12 protein-coding genes are annotated in these 15,026 nt (G+C 64.4%); 1 reads left to right on the forward strand and 11 read right to left on the reverse strand.

The window, feature by feature from the left end; genetic code table 11:
• Positions 1-47: 47 nt before the first annotated feature.
• From pstS to AQ611_RS12225, 5 genes are all read right to left on the reverse strand, one after another.
• Positions 48-1,079 carry a phosphate ABC transporter substrate-binding protein PstS gene (gene pstS, locus AQ611_RS12205; protein WP_059513840.1) on the reverse strand — a complete coding sequence of 344 codons (1,032 nt, stop codon included), beginning with the start codon at positions 1,077-1,079 and terminating at the stop codon, positions 48-50.
• A gap of 259 nt (positions 1,080-1,338) precedes the next feature.
• Positions 1,339-2,697: a phosphoglucosamine mutase gene (gene glmM, locus AQ611_RS12210; RefSeq protein WP_069234669.1), complete on the reverse strand. Its 1,359-nt coding sequence runs from the start codon at positions 2,695-2,697 to the stop codon at positions 1,339-1,341.
• 25 nt (positions 2,698-2,722) lie between these two features.
• Positions 2,723-3,613 (reverse strand): dihydropteroate synthase, encoded by an 891-nt coding sequence (folP, locus tag AQ611_RS12215; RefSeq protein ID WP_059514168.1) that lies wholly within the window; start codon positions 3,611-3,613, stop codon positions 2,723-2,725.
• A gap of 99 nt (positions 3,614-3,712) precedes the next feature.
• Positions 3,713-5,602, reverse strand: a complete 1,890-nt coding sequence (ftsH, locus tag AQ611_RS12220; RefSeq protein WP_059513845.1) for an ATP-dependent zinc metalloprotease FtsH — start codon at positions 5,600-5,602, stop codon at positions 3,713-3,715.
• Positions 5,603-5,768: 166 nt separating this feature from the next.
• On the reverse strand, positions 5,769-6,431 hold the full coding sequence (locus AQ611_RS12225; RefSeq protein WP_059513848.1) for an RlmE family RNA methyltransferase: 663 nt from the start codon (positions 6,429-6,431) through the stop codon (positions 5,769-5,771).
• A gap of 204 nt (positions 6,432-6,635) precedes the next feature.
• Here AQ611_RS12225 and AQ611_RS12230 point away from each other — a divergent pair, with 204 nt between their 5' ends.
• Positions 6,636-7,187 (forward strand): YhbY family RNA-binding protein, encoded by a 552-nt coding sequence (locus AQ611_RS12230; RefSeq protein ID WP_059513851.1) that lies wholly within the window; start codon positions 6,636-6,638, stop codon positions 7,185-7,187.
• A 151-nt stretch (positions 7,188-7,338) separates the two neighbouring features.
• On the opposite strand, the gene AQ611_RS12235 is transcribed toward AQ611_RS12230, so the two are convergent.
• The 6 genes from AQ611_RS12235 to AQ611_RS12260 all read right to left on the reverse strand — a co-directional run bounded on the left by AQ611_RS12235 (position 7,339) and on the right by AQ611_RS12260 (position 14,995).
• Positions 7,339-7,842, reverse strand: a complete 504-nt coding sequence (locus AQ611_RS12235; RefSeq protein WP_069234670.1) for a DUF4149 domain-containing protein — start codon at positions 7,840-7,842, stop codon at positions 7,339-7,341.
• Positions 7,842-8,318, reverse strand: a complete 477-nt coding sequence (gene greA / locus AQ611_RS12240) for a transcription elongation factor GreA (protein ID WP_038749766.1) — start codon at positions 8,316-8,318, stop codon at positions 7,842-7,844. Before greA ends, AQ611_RS12235 begins: the two co-directional genes overlap by 1 nt.
• A gap of 117 nt (positions 8,319-8,435) precedes the next feature.
• Positions 8,436-11,690, reverse strand: a complete 3,255-nt coding sequence (carB, locus tag AQ611_RS12245) for a carbamoyl-phosphate synthase large subunit (protein ID WP_059513857.1) — start codon at positions 11,688-11,690, stop codon at positions 8,436-8,438.
• A 57-nt stretch (positions 11,691-11,747) separates the two neighbouring features.
• Positions 11,748-12,410 (reverse strand): leucine efflux protein LeuE, encoded by a 663-nt coding sequence (gene leuE, locus AQ611_RS12250; RefSeq protein ID WP_069234671.1) that lies wholly within the window; start codon positions 12,408-12,410, stop codon positions 11,748-11,750.
• Between the two features lie 33 nt (positions 12,411-12,443).
• The gene (gene carA / locus AQ611_RS12255) at positions 12,444-13,592 is read right to left on the reverse strand and encodes a glutamine-hydrolyzing carbamoyl-phosphate synthase small subunit (RefSeq protein WP_059513866.1); all 1,149 of its coding nucleotides are present in this window, start codon (positions 13,590-13,592) and stop codon (positions 12,444-12,446) included.
• A gap of 362 nt (positions 13,593-13,954) precedes the next feature.
• Positions 13,955-14,995: an AraC family transcriptional regulator gene (locus AQ611_RS12260; RefSeq protein ID WP_069234672.1), complete on the reverse strand. Its 1,041-nt coding sequence runs from the start codon at positions 14,993-14,995 to the stop codon at positions 13,955-13,957.
• Positions 14,996-15,026: the final 31 nt, after the last annotated feature.

Raw genomic sequence — 15,026 nt, forward strand, 5'->3', positions numbered from 1 at the left:
TCGATCAATCGGCCGGGCGGCAAACCGCTTGGAACGCTGCCGTCAGCTTACTCGGCAAGGGTCTTGCCCGATGCGTCCGTCACCTTTTCCTTCCACTGCTTGCGGATTTCCGTCTCGACCGACGCCGGCAGCGTGATGTAGTCGAGATCGTCGGCCGCCTTCGCGCCGTTCTTGAACGCCCAGTCGAAGAACTTGAGCGTCGAGGCGCCCTGCTCCGGCTTTTCCTGCTTCGCGTGCAGCAGCACGAACGTCGCGCCGACGACCGGCCACGCTTCCTTGCCCGGCTGGTTCGTCAGGATCTGGTAAAACGACTTCGACCAGTTCGCGCCGGCCGCGGCCGCCTTGAACGTCTCGGTCTTCGGCTCGACGACGGTGCCAGACGAATTCTTCAGGGCAGTGTAGACCAGGTGATTCTTCTTCGCGTAAGCCCATTCGACATAGCCGATCGCGCCCGGCAGACGCTGGACGAATGCCGCCACGCCGTCGTTGCCCTTGCCGCCCGTGCCAGTCGGCCAGTTGACGGTCGTGCCTTCGCCGACCTTCGACTTCCACTCGTCGTTGACCTTCGACAGATAGTTCGTCCAGATGAAGCTCGTGCCCGAACCGTCCGCGCGGCGCACCACCGCGATGTCGGTATCCGGCAGCTTGACCTTCGGGTTCAGCGACGCGATCGCCGGGTCATTCCATTTCTTGATCTTGCCGAGATAGATATCGCCGAGCACCGCACCCGACAGCGTGATCTCGCCCGCCTTCACGCCGGGCACGTTGATGACCGGCACAACCCCGCCCACCACCGTCGGAAACTGGAACAGGCCTTCCTTCGCGAGTTCGTCGTCTTTCAGCGGCGCATCCGAGCCGGCGAAATCGACCGTCTTCGCAACAATCTGCTTCAAGCCGCCCGACGATCCGATACCTTGATAGTTGACCTTCGCGCCGCCCGACTGCTGATAGTCGGCTGCCCATTTCGTGTAAATCGGCATGGCGAAAGTGCTACCCGCGCCGGTGATGTCGGCAGCGTGCGCGGCGACCGCGAAAAGCGCGCCGGCCAAGCCTGCGAACGCGGTTTGCATCAATTTCATGAGACCTCCAGTGTGTGAGCGGATAACTACGGCACCGCGAAGATTAGGGGCTCTACATGACAGTCATGTGACAATCGATGAACCTAGTGTGACAGTAACATGACTGATTGAAAGGCAAACTTCCCATGCGTCCGGGCCTCGAGCGCGCTTCATTCCCCTGCGCGCCGCGCGTAGGAAAAAATTCACACAAATATGAAAAAGCCGACGCGGGGCAATCTCGTCCCCAAGCGTCGGCCGACGGCTTCGCGTATCGCCGTGCCTATGCAGTCGCCTGCTTGACCGCGTCGGCAATCGCTTGCGCGTAATGATCGGCATCCGCTGCCTGCCTCGCCTCGACCATCACCCGCAATACCGGTTCTGTCCCCGATGCGCGAATCAGCACGCGGCCGCCGTCCGCGAGCGACGTCTCGGCACGGGCGATCGCACGCCGGATCGCTTCGCTCGCCTGCCAGTTCGCATCCGGCTTCATCCGCACGTTGATCAGCTTCTGCGGAAACAGACTGACGCCATCGAGCATCTGCGCAAGCGTCTTGCCGCTGCGCTTCATCGCCGCCAGCACGAGCAGCGCCGATACGATCCCGTCGCCCGTCGAATGCCGATCGAGCGACAAAATGTGACCGGACCCCTCCGCGCCAAGCTGCCAGCCGCGCTCATGCAATTGCTCGAGCACATAACGATCGCCGACCGGCGCACGCACGAACTGCACGCCGGCCGCCTTCAGCGCAACTTCGACGGCCAGATTCGTCATCAACGTACCCACCGCGCCCTCGACGCGGCCATGAGTTGCGATTCTGTCTTTGACCAGCACGTACAGCAGTTCGTCCCCGTTGTACAACCGGCCGGCCCGGTCGACGACGAGCAGCCGGTCCGCGTCGCCGTCGAGCGCGATGCCCAGATCCGCATGATTCGCCCTGACCGAGCGCATCAGCGCGTCCGGTGCGGTCGCGCCGACGCCGTCGTTGATATTGAAGCCGTTCGGCGCGACGCCGACCGGGATCACGTCGGCACCAAGCTCGTGAAACACGTGCGGCGCGATTTGATATGCGGCGCCGTTCGCGCAATCGACGACGAGTTTCATCCCGTGCAGATCGAATTCCGCCGGAAACGTGCTCTTGCAAAATTCGATGTAGCGGCCCGCCGCGTCGTCAAGACGGCGCGCCTTGCCGAGCCCGTCCGACGGCGCGCAGTCGAGCGGCTTGTCGAGCCATGCTTCGATTTCCTCCTCCGTCTCGTCCGGCAGCTTGTTGCCGCTGGCGGAGAAGAATTTGATGCCGTTGTCGTGATACGGATTATGCGACGCGCTGATCACGACGCCCGCCGACAGACGCAGCGCGCGGGTCAAATACGCCACGCCCGGCGTCGGCATCGGCCCGGCCAGCATCACGTCGACGCCCGCCGCCGAGAAGCCCGCTTCGAGTGCGGCCTCGAGCATGTAGCCGGACACCCGCGTGTCCTTGCCGATCAGCACGGTCGGACGCGCGCCCGACGCGGCGCGCCCCGGCGCGCTTGCGAGCACCTTGCCCGCTGCGTAGCCGAGCCGCAACACAAAATCGGGCGTGATCGGCGCCGCCCCGACTTCGCCGCGAATGCCGTCCGTACCGAAATAACGACGTCCCATGTAGAATCTTCCTCCTCGTTTCGACTTATTCGCGCCGCGCGGCATCGCGCATGGCGCCCCATATCTTGAGCGCATCGACGCTCGGCGCGACGTCGTGCACGCGCACGATCGCGGCGCCCCGCTCCGCTGCGCAAACCGCCGCGGCCACGCTCGCCGCCACGCGCTCGCCGGCAGGCCGGCCGATGAGCGCGCCCAACATCGATTTGCGCGACATGCCGGCCAGCACCGGGTACGCGCGGCCGCCGGGCCGCGCGGGCGCCGTATCGCGCAGATGCGCAAGCAGCGCGTAATTGTGTTCTATCACCGCCTTGCCAAAGCCGAACCCCGGATCGACGCTGATACGCCGGGGGTCAACGCCCGCCTGCACGAGCGTATCGGCACGCTCGGCGAGAAACGACCGCACGTCCGAGACGACGTCGCGATACGCGGGCTCGTGCAATTGCATCGTCTGCGGCTCGCCCAGCATGTGCATCACGCATAGGCCACACGTACTATCGCGCACCGCGTCGATCGCGCCCGGCTGACGCAGTCCCCAGATGTCGTTGATCAGATCCGCGCCGGCGGCAAGCGCCGCGCGCATCACCGCCGGCTTGTACGTGTCGATCGACAATGGCACGCCGAGCCCATGCAATGCTTCGACGAGCGGAATCACGCGTTCGAGTTCCTCGTCCAGCGGCACGGGCGGCGCACCGGGGCGCGTCGATTCGCCGCCGATATCGAGCAGATCCGCGCCTTCGGCAAGCATTCGCTGCGCTTGCGCGAGTGCGGCGTGACGGTCGATATAGCGGCCGCCGTCGGAGAACGAATCGGGAGTCACATTGAGAATCCCCATCACGAGGGGCCGTTCGAAAGTCAGCGTGAAACGGCCGCACTGCAATGGGTCGGGAATCGGATAGACGGGAGTTGAGCTGGACACGAACAATGGCGCGGGATCGAGCGCGACGAAACCGTCGCGAGAATGCAAAACGGGCCGGTGTGACAGCCACACCAGCCCGTGGACGAAAGCCGGAACCGCTTATGCCGGTGCGGTGGCGTTGCCCGGCTTGACCTCTGCGCCAGGCGAACCGCCCGACGACGGATCGCTTGCCGACGGCGGCACGCTCTTCGGCGAGCGCGGCGGACGCCCCTCCATGATGTCGTCGATTTGATCGGCGTCGATCGTCTCCCACTCCATCAGCGCGGCCGTCATCGCCTCGACCTTGTCGCGGTTTTCTTCCAGCAGCCGGCGCGCAAGGCTGTACTGCTCATCGAGCACACGGCGGATCTCAGCGTCGACCTTCTGCTGCGTCGCCTCCGAAATCGTCCGCGTGAAGCCGCGGCCGAACGGACCGCTGTCATTCTCGTCATCGACATAGACCATCGGCCCGAGCGCGTCGGTCATCCCGAAACGCGCGACCATCGCGCGCGCGGTCTGCGTCGCCTTGTTGAAATCGTCCGACGCGCCCGTGCTGACGAGATTCAGGAACAGTTCCTCGGCCACGCGGCCGCCGAACAGAATCGCGAGGCGATCGAGCAGATAATCCTTCGAATACGTCTCGTTGTCGTGCTCCGGCAACTGCCAAGTGACGCCGAGCGCACGGCCGCGCGGAATGATCGTGACCTTGTGAACCGGATCAGCCTTCGGCAACAGCTTCGCGATCACCGCATGGCCCGATTCGTGGTACGCGGTCGCACGCTTCGCCTCTTCGCGGATCACCGCCGACTTGCGCTCCGGCCCCATGAAAATCTTGTCCTTCGCATCCTCGAAATCCTGCATTTCGACGATCCGCTTGCCGCGGCGGGCGGCAAAGAGCGCCGCCTCGTTGACGAGGTTCGCGAGATCGGCCCCCGAGAAACCCGGCGTGCCGCGCGCAATCACGGCCGCATCGACGTCGTTCGCGATCGGCACCTTGCGCAGATGCACGCGCATGATCTGCTCGCGGCCGCGGATATCCGGCAGGCCGACATAGACCTGGCGGTCGAAGCGGCCCGGGCGCAGCAGCGCCTTGTCGAGCACGTCGGAGCGGTTCGTCGCGGCGATCACGATCACCCCTGAATTCGCCTCGAAACCATCCATCTCGACGAGCATCTGGTTGAGCGTCTGCTCACGCTCGTCATTACCGCCGCCCATGCCGGCGCCGCGATGGCGGCCGACCGCATCGATTTCGTCGATGAACACGATACAGGGCGCATGCTTCTTCGCCTGCTCGAACATGTCGCGCACGCGGGCCGCACCGACGCCGACGAACATTTCGACAAAGTCCGAACCCGAGATGCTGAAGAACGGCACCTTCGCTTCGCCGGCGATCGCGCGAGCAAGCAGCGTCTTGCCGGTACCCGGCGGCCCGACGAGCAGCACGCCACGCGGAATGCGGCCGCCAAGCTTCTGGAATTTCTGCGGATCGCGCAGGAAATCGACGAGTTCGGAAACCTCTTCCTTCGCTTCGTCGCAACCGGCGACGTCGGAGAAATTCACCGCGTTGTTGTTCTCGTCGATCAGCCGTGCGCGCGATTTACCGAACGAGAATGCGCCGCCCTTACCGCCGCCTTGCATCTGCCTCATCATGTAGAACCAGAACACGATGATGAGCAGCGTCGGGCCGAGATAGTAGAGCGCGGAGACGAGCGCGTTCGGCTCGTCGTCAGCCTTGCCGCTGACCTGCACGCCGTACTTCATCAGATCGCCAACCATCCAGATGTCGCCCGGCGATACGATCTGATACTTCTGACCATCTGCGGGAGTGACGGTGAGGTTGCGCCCCTGCACGACGACGTTCTTGATCTTGCCGTTCTTCGCGTCATCCATGAACTGCGAATAGGAGACGCCTTCCTGGACGCGGGGCTTATCGAACTGCTTGAACACCGTAAACAGCACCAGTGCGATCACGAGCCACACTGCCGCCTTCGAAAACATATTGTTGTTCAAAGCACCACTCCTTCACTCATAGACGAGCGCCTACATTTGCCTTGCGGCGCTCCTCAGGCATTCTAATCCAGTCCGCAACCCGTCGCCATAAGGATTCGCTACCCCGCCAATAGGCGCGGGGCGCGACCGGCAAGGCCGAGGCTGAAACCGACACGCATTGTCACCTTCAACGAGAATGCTTTAGATGCCGACCCAAAATAAACGTTTCGGACGATTTGTCGCGCGACGCTTTCGGCTTGCGCGGCGCCACCGTTTTGAACTGATGCTTGAATTTCTCGACAATCTGGCTGTAACCGCTGCCGTGAAAGCATTTCACTAAAAGGGCTCCATCCGGCTTCAAATGTTGCTGCGCGAATTCGAGCGCCAGATCGCAAACATGTTCGATGCGCGCGGCATCCGCGACCGCGACGCCGGACAGGTTGGGGGCCATGTCCGAAATTACAAGATCCACCGGGCTTCCGGCGAGGACTTCCTCCAATTGGCGCAACACATCGTCCTCACGGAAATCGCCCTGGATGAAATGGACGTCGGCGATCGGCTCCATCGGCAGCATGTCGAGCGCGATGATCGTGCCGTCGATGCCGCCCTCGCGCACCGCATCGCGCCGCTTGCCCTGCGCGAGCTTGTTGCGCGCATACTGGCTCCAGCTCCCCGGCGCCGCGCCCAGATCGACGATCACCTGCCCGGGGCGAATCAACTTGTCCTGCTCGTCGATCTCCTTGAGCTTGTACGCCGCGCGCGCGCGATAGCCTTCCCGCTGCGCCATTTTGACGTAGGGATCGTTGATATGGTCATGCAGCCAGGATTGGTTAAAGCGATTCTTTGCCATGCGAATGAGAGATTGCTGCCGATTGCTTCGTGAAGCCGCACTTTTAGCGGATAATGCGGGGTTTATTGGCGCGGCTTTCGGCCCCAACAGGCCCAAGCCGCGATTTTACGTGGTTTCGGCGCTCCGCCGCAGAAAAGCCCGGCCGCTTGGCTGCTCTTCTTCGCGCGCAGCACGCCGTCAATTTGATTCGATTCCGTCATTCCGATGCCAGCCCTTTCGCTTTCCCCCGCCGAGCGCTCCGCGCTGCGTTCCCAAGCCCACGCGCTCAAGCCCGTCGTCCTGATCGGCGCCGAAGGGCTGACCGAGGCGGTGCTCACTGAGATCCGCGTCCACCTCGCCGCCCATCAGCTCATCAAGATCCGCGTATTCGGCGACGAACGCGACGAGCGCATCGCGATCTACGACGAAATCTGCGACCGTCTGAACGCCGCGCCAATTCAGCATATCGGCAAGCTGCTCGTCATCTGGCGCCCCGAACAGGTTCAAGCCGCGCCGGCGCGCGGCCGCCGCGCTCTGCCGAGCGCCCGCGAAGCCGCAAACGCGGCCGGCGCGGACAGCGAAGGCCGTGCGCCGAAAGGGCGTGCGCCGCGCGTCGTCAAGGTGGTCAAGCAATCGCCGAACGCGCCCGCGGTGCGCCGGCCGAAACCGCAAAAAGTACGCGTGCTCGGCAACGAGCGCGTGACGGCGGGCGGTAATGTCAAGCGCGCGAAAAAACGTCAGTCGAGCGCGAAACGCCAACACCAAAACGAAAAATAATCGCGAAAAGCGGCCGTCCGGATCGCCCCGATGCGGCCCACCGCGCCGCATCGGGCCTGCCGCGCTCACGCATGAGGTATTCGATGCGTTTTCGTAGCGCACTCGCGGCGCACGCCAAAGCTCGCTCGCGGCGCCCTCGCCGGAGTCTGGATCAGCGCTGCGGCGCGCGGCCGAATGGCGCGGCTTCGTCCCACACCGGCAATCGCCAGATCAACGCGAGGCCGAGCAGGCTCTCGATCAGATAAAACGCGCTCGATACGCCATGCAATATCGCAAAGCGCGTCGCATACGCCGAATGGCCGACGTCCGTACCCGCCTCGAGCGCGGCGACGCGCAGCGCGTTCATGAACGGCTGCAATGCGAAATAGCCGGCGAGCACGCAGCCGAGCATCGCGGCAAGCAACCAGCGCAGCGAACGGTAACCATCATGACCACGCCGCACCAGCAGGTTCGACAAACCAATCAGCAACACGCCGCACACCACGCCCAGCGTTGCCTCGATGCTGAACAACCGCGCGGCGACCGAGCCTGCCGTCGTCCGTTCGAGCGTCGCAAATAGCACGGGCGCGACCGCATAACCGATCGTCAGCAGGCTGCCGACCCAGATCGTCGCCAGCAGGCGAAAGAAGCGATGCGGCGCCGCAGAACCGGCCATCAGATATACAACACCGAGATGATTTCGTATTCACGCACGCCGCTCGGCGCCTGAACCGCGGCGACATCGCCTTCGGACTTGCCGATCAACGCCCGCGCGATCGGCGAGCTGACCGAAATCAGGCCGTGATCGAGATCGGCTTCGTCGTCGCCGACGATCTGATACTTGACCGTGTTGCCGGACTCGAGATCCTCGAGTTCGACCGTCGCCGCGAATACCACGCGACCATCGGCATCCAGCGCGGTCGGATCGATGATCTGCGCGGCCGACAGCTTCGATTCGATTTCGGCGATCCGGCCCTCGATAAAGCCTTGTTTTTCCTTCGCGGCGTCGTATTCGGCGTTTTCGGACAAGTCACCCTGCGCACGCGCCTCGGCGATCGCGTTGATCACAGCCGGCCGCTCGACCGACTTCAGGCGCTGTAATTCATCGCGCAGTTGATCTGCGCCACGCTTCGTCAACGGAATGGTGCTCATAAACGACTCAATAGCTAAAACGGCTATAAAAAAAATCACCGCGATTAAGCGCATTTCCGAAACACCGGAAACGCCGCTCAACCGCGGCACGTGTTGCTTCGACAGGTAACTGGAGGCTTAGTTTAGGCGAGCATGCAGGCCTTGTAAATCATAGACTTCCAAGTTCTTCAGATAGCGCAGCCCTTCGACTGCCGCGCGCGCGCCGGACATGGTCGTGTAATACGTGACCTTTTGTGCCTGCGCGCTCATTCGGATCGAGCGCGAATCGGCGATCGCCGCACGCGTCTCGTCGACCGTCGTGAACACGAGCGCGATCTCGCCGTTCTTGATCATGTCGACGATGTGCGGGCGGCCGTCCTTGACCTTGTTGACCACCTTCACCGGCACGCCGGCCGCCTCGATCGCGGCAGCCGTGCCCTTCGTCGCCACCAGCGGATAGCCGAGATCGTGCAGCATGCGCGCGACCTCGACCGCCTTGGGCTTATCGGCATCCATCACGGTCAACAGCACCGTACCCGATTCCGGCAGGCGCGATCCCGCCGCGAGCTGCGACTTGAAGAGCGCCTCGCCGAACGTCTGGCCGACGCCCATCACCTCGCCCGTCGAGCGCATCTCCGGCCCGAGCACCGGATCGACGGTCGGAAACTTGATGAACGGGAACACCGCTTCCTTCACGCTGAAGTACGGCGGCTCGACTTCCTTCGTGACGCCCTGCTGCGCGAGCGTCTGGCCGACCATCGCCCGCGCGGCGATCTTCGCGAGCGGCAGGCTCGTCGCCTTCGACACGTAAGGCACCGTGCGCGACGCGCGCGGGTTCACTTCGAGCACGTAGATGATGTCCTGTTTCGAGCCGTCCTGCTGCGGCACCTGCTGAATCGCGAACTGCACGTTCATCAGGCCGACCACGTTCAGCGCCTTGGCCATCGCGGCCGTCTGGCGCTTGAGTTCGGCAACGGTTTGCGCCGACAACGAGTAAGGCGGCAGCGAGCACGCCGAATCGCCCGAGTGGACGCCCGCCTGCTCGATGTGCTCCATCACGCCGCCGATGAACACGGCCTCGCCGTCGCAAATGCAATCGACGTCGCACTCGATCGCGTCGTTCAAAAAGCGGTCGAGCAGCACCGGCGAATCGTTCGACACCTTCACCGCCTCGCGCATGTAGCGCTCGAGGTCGCGCGGCTCATGGACGATCTCCATCGCGCGGCCGCCCAGCACGTATGACGGACGCACGACGAGCGGATAGCCGATCTCGGCCGCAAGCGCGAGCGCTTCACCTTCGGCGCGCGCGGTGCGGTTCGGCGGCTGGCGCAGGCCGAGATCCTGCAGCAGCTTCTGAAAGCGCTCACGGTCCTCGGCCGCATCGATCATGTCCGGCGACGTGCCGACGATCGGCACGCCGTGAGCGCCGAGATCGAGCGCGAGCTTCAGCGGCGTCTGGCCGCCGTACTGGACGATCACGCCGGCCGGCTTTTCCTTGTCGACGATTTCGAGCACGTCCTCGAGCGTCAATGGTTCGAAGTACAGACGATCGGACGTGTCGTAGTCGGTCGATACAGTCTCCGGATTGCAGTTGACCATGATGGTCTCGTAACCGTCCTCGCGCATCGCGAGCGCCGCGTGCACGCAGCAGTAGTCGAACTCGATGCCCTGCCCGATCCGGTTCGGGCCGCCGCCCAGCACCATGATCTTCTTGTTTGCCGTCGGCTGCGCCTCGCATTCGTCGTCATACGTCGAATACATGTAGGCGGTCTTCGTCGCGAATTCCGCCGCGCATGTATCGACGCGCTTGTAGACGGGGCGCACGTTCAGCTCGAGACGGCGCGCGCGCACGTCGGCAGGCGTCGCGCCGAGCAGCTTCGCGAGACGGCGGTCGGAAAAACCGCTTTGCTTCAGATAGCGCAGCTCGTCATGGGTCAGGCTCGCGAGCGTGCGGCCGGCGATCGCCTTTTCCTTCAGCACGATCTGCTCGATCTGCGCGAGGAACCACGGATCGATCGCGGTTTCCTCGAAGATCTGCTCGCGCGACATGCCCGCGCGGAACGCGTCGCCGACATACCAGATCCGGTCCGGCCCCGGCTCGCCGATCTCGCGCACGATCTCGTCGCGATCCGTGGTCTTCTCGTCGAGGCCGTCGACGCCGACCTCGAGACCGCGCAGCGCCTTCTGGAACGACTCCTGGAACGTGCGGCCGATCGCCATCACCTCGCCGACCGACTTCATCTGCGTGGTCAGCCGCGAATCGGCCTCGCGGAATTTCTCGAATGCGAAACGCGGAATCTTCGTGACCACGTAGTCGATCGTCGGCTCGAACGATGCCGGCGTCTGGCCGCCCGTGATTTCGTTTCTCAGCTCGTCGAGCGTGTAGCCGACCGCGAGCTTCGCGGCGACCTTCGCGATCGGAAAGCCGGTGGCCTTCGATGCAAGCGCCGACGAGCGCGATACGCGCGGATTCATTTCGATCACGACCATCCGGCCATCGCGCGGGTTGATCGCGAACTGCACGTTCGAGCCGCCGGTGTCGACGCCGATCTCGCGCAGCACCGCGAGCGACGCGTTGCGCAGGATCTGATATTCCTTGTCGGTAAGCGTCTGCGCCGGGGCGACCGTGATCGAATCGCCGGTATGCACGCCCATCGGATCGAGGTTTTCGATCGAGCAGACGATGATGCAGTTGTCGGCGCGGTCGCGCACGACCTCCATCTCGTACTCCTTCCAGCCGAGCAGCGATTCCTCGATCAGCAACTCGTGCGTCGGCGACAGGTCGAGGCCGCGTTTGCAGATTTCCTCGAACTCCTCACGGTTGTACGCAATGCCGCCGCCCGAGCCGCCCAGCGTGAACGACGGCCGGATCACCACCGGATAGCCGCTGCCGCCCGTCGCGGCGGTGATTTCCGCGTGGACTTTCGACGCTTCTTCCATCGAATGCGCGATGCCCGACTTCGCGGAGCCCAAGCCGATCTTCGTCATCGCGTCCTTGAACTTCTGGCGATCCTCGGCCTTGTCGATCGCGGCGGGCGACGCGCCGATCAATTCGACGCCGAATTTCTCGAGCACGCCGTGGTGATGCAGATCGAGCGCGCAATTGAGCGCGGTCTGGCCGCCCATCGTCGGCAGGATCGCATCCGGGCGCTCCTTTTCGATGATGCGCGCGACGACCTCCCACGTGATCGGCTCGATGTAGGTGACATCGGCCGTATTCGGATCGGTCATGATCGTCGCCGGATTGCTATTGACGAGAACGACCTTGTAGCCTTCCTCACGCAATGCCTTGCATGCCTGCGCGCCCGAGTAGTCGAACTCGCACGCCTGACCGATGATGATCGGGCCGGCGCCGATGATGAGGATGCTGTTGATGTCTGTGCGTTTTGGCATGGCTTTCGGGATTCAAAAAATGATTCGTTAATGCGCGTCTTAGCGTGCGCGCGCCGCTCAGCTCAGCGTCGCGAACGCGAGCTTCACGGAAAAACCGACGAACAAGCCGCCCAGGCCGCCCGTGGCGCTTGCCGCGACCTTGCGGCGGCGGCGAAAGGCGGCGGCAAGGCGTGCGCCGGCGAAGATCAGCGTGCTCAGGTACAGGAAGCTCGCGAGCTGCATGATCGCGCCCAGCACGATGAACGACAGCACCGGATGCGCGTAGCCCGGATCGACGAATTGAATGAAGAACGAGATCAGGAACAGGATCGCCTTCGGATTCAAGAGGCTCACGACCAGCGCCTTGCGAAACGGCCGCGCGCCGTCGACGGCGCGCCCGGGCGGCGCACTATCGGCCGCGGCCGGCGCGCGCAGCTTGCGCCACGCGCCGCGCAGCATGCCGATGCCGAGGTACAGTAGGTATGCGGCGCCGCCGTACTTGACGGCCGAAAACAGCAACGGATTCGCTTTCAGCAGCGACGCGACGCCTGCCGCCGACAGCACCATCAGCACCGCGTCGCCGGCAAACACGCCGCACGCGGCGCGATAGCCGAGCTTCACGCCGCGCTGCGCGGCGATCGACAGCACATACATCGAATTCGGCCCCGGCAACAGGACGATGAAGATCACGCCGAACACGTAAGTCCAGAGATCGGTGATGCCGAGTGCGTGGCCAATCATGAGCGCGCCTCCTTGATCGATGCGGCGCCGCCGTCAGGCTGCGCTCTTCGCCTTCGCGGCATCCATCAGCGCGGTGAAGCGGTCGAACAGATAGCCGATGTCGTGCGGACCGGGCGACGCCTCCGGGTGGCCCTGGAAGCAGAACGCGGGCTTGTCGGTCAGCTCGAAGCCCTGCAGCGTGCCGTCGAACAGCGATACGTGCGTCGCGCGCGCGTTCGCGGGCAGCGAGTCGGCATCGACCGCGAAACCGTGATTCTGCGACGTGATCACGACGCGCCCGTTCGCGAGATCCTTCACCGGATGATTCGCGCCATGGTGGCCCGTCTTCATCTTGAGCGTCTTCGCGCCGACCGCGAGGCCCATGATCTGATGACCGAGGCAAATGCCGAACGTCGGCACGCCGCGCTCGATGAATTCCTTCGCCGCGGCGATCGCGTAATCGCACGGCTCGGGGTCGCCCGGGCCGTTCGACAGGAAGATGCCGTCCGGATTCAGCGCGAGCGCTTCGGCCGCGCTCGACTGCGCGGGCAGCACGCTCACATGGCAGCCGCGCTCGGCAAGCATCCGCAGGATGTTGTACTTGACGCCGAAGTCATACGCGACGACGCGGTAGCGCGGCGTTTCCTGCATGCCGTAGCCGCTGCCGAGACGCCATTCGGTCTGCTTCCATTCGAACGGCTTCGTCGTCGAGACGACCTTCGCGAGATCCATCCCGGCCAGGCCCGGAAACGAGCGCGCGAACGCAAGCGCCTTCGCTTCGTCGTCGGAGCCCGTCAGGATGCAGCCGTTTTGCGCGCCCTTGTCGCGCAGGATGCGGGTCAGCTTGCGGGTGTCGATGCCCGCGATCGCAACCACGCCCTCGTCGCGCAAATAGTCGCCGAGCGCGCGCGTGCAGCGGAAGTTCGACGCGAGCGCAGGCAGGTCGCGCACGATGAGGCCGGCCGCATGCACCTTGGTCGCTTCGACGTCCTCGCCGTTCACGCCGACGTTGCCGATGTGCGGGTAGGTCAGCGTGACGATCTGGCGCGCGTAGCTCGGATCAGTGAGGATTTCCTGATAGCCGGTGATCGCGGTGTTGAACACGACTTCGCCGATCGTCTGGCCAGACGCGCCGATCGAATAACCGCGAAAAACCGTGCCGTCGGCAAGTGCGAGCAAAGCGGGAGAAAAAGACGGCAACACGGGAGACTCCTTGGGGGACACCCTTGCCGCCGACCTGTCTTCCTGCCGCGCACTGACTTGCGCGCCGGCGCGCGAGCCGCACGCGGCGGCAGCGCGCTCGCTTACCGGCCGGGGCAAAACGCGAAACCGCGCGGACTCGATGGCGCACGCAGGTTTCGCGGCATCGCCCGCGTCAAGCGGCGTGCGGCGGATGAAGGGGTGATGGAGGTAGGCGCTAGGGTGCGAGGTTGATTAGCACAAACTTTCGAATTATAGCGTGAAACAATCATTATCCTCAATCGCCGGACAGCTTTCCCCCAGCGCCTGCGGATGAAAATTCCGCGTACCCGAACCAGGCCGGCGGCCGACGAAAGGCGCGCGCGTCAAGCGGAGCGCCGGTACGCGAGCGGCGAAACGCCCTTCCAGCGCCGGAACGCCCGCGCAAACGAAGACGGCTCCGCATAGCCGAGCCGCTCCGCCACCGAAGGAATCGGCAACGCCGTCGTCACCAGCAGTTCTCCGGCCAGGCGCTCGCGCATCTCACCGACGATCGTCTCGTAATCCGTCCCCTCATCGGCCAAACGCCGCCGCAACGTGCGCGCGCTCATGCCGAACTCGGCAGCGAGCGCCACCATCGTCAGGCACGGCATTGGATCGCCGGCAACGCGGCTGCGCACACGCTCGGCCCAGCCGTGACCGCGGCCGTCATCGTCGCCGCGGCTGCGGCGCTCGAGCATGCGGCGGCATTCGTCGTCGCACGCCCGCCACGTCAGCGCGTTGCTTTGCGGCAGTTTCGAGCCCAGACACGGCGCGTCGACCGTCAGCGCGTTTTGCGCCGCGCCGAACTCGGGCATCGCACCGAACAGCGCCGCATAGAGATCCGCGTATGCGGGCCTGCGCATCTTGAGCGCAATGCCCTTGACCGGCAGATTCGCCGGGTCCAGATCGAATTGCAGGGTGATCAGCGCGGCGATCGTCATTTCGACCAGCGTGTCGCGCACATCCGCCGGCAAATCGCGGTCATCGACGATCAGCCCGGGATCACCGCCTCGCCCGGCCGTGCGGATGCCGCAGAAGGTCGACGTCAGCCGCAGATGGCGCAGGCCGGTCGCGATCGCGTCGCCGAGCGTCGCGCTGCTGAGCAGCGCCAGGCCCCAGATGCCGTATGCGGTCGCGTGATAGCGCCGGCCGATCTCGATGCCGAGCGGAAAGTCCGGCCCCAGCAGCCGCTTCAGATTGCGCACGATGCGCAACTCTTGCGCCGCCGTCGACGCCACGGCCGCATCGCCCGGACGATCCGGCGCCACGCCGCTGCCCGCCAGGCAATCCCGCGCGCTCACCCCCTGCTGCGCGCCGATGTCGAGCAGCACGTCGATCCGGCCGACCGGAAACGCCGAATTCCAATGTGCACGCGCAGTCGTCATGAGTGGCCTCAAATGTTCGAAATTCGCCCAA

Origin of the sequence: Burkholderia singularis, assembly GCF_001718875.1 — a bacterium.
Taxonomy (GTDB): domain Bacteria; phylum Pseudomonadota; class Gammaproteobacteria; order Burkholderiales; family Burkholderiaceae; genus Burkholderia; species Burkholderia singularis.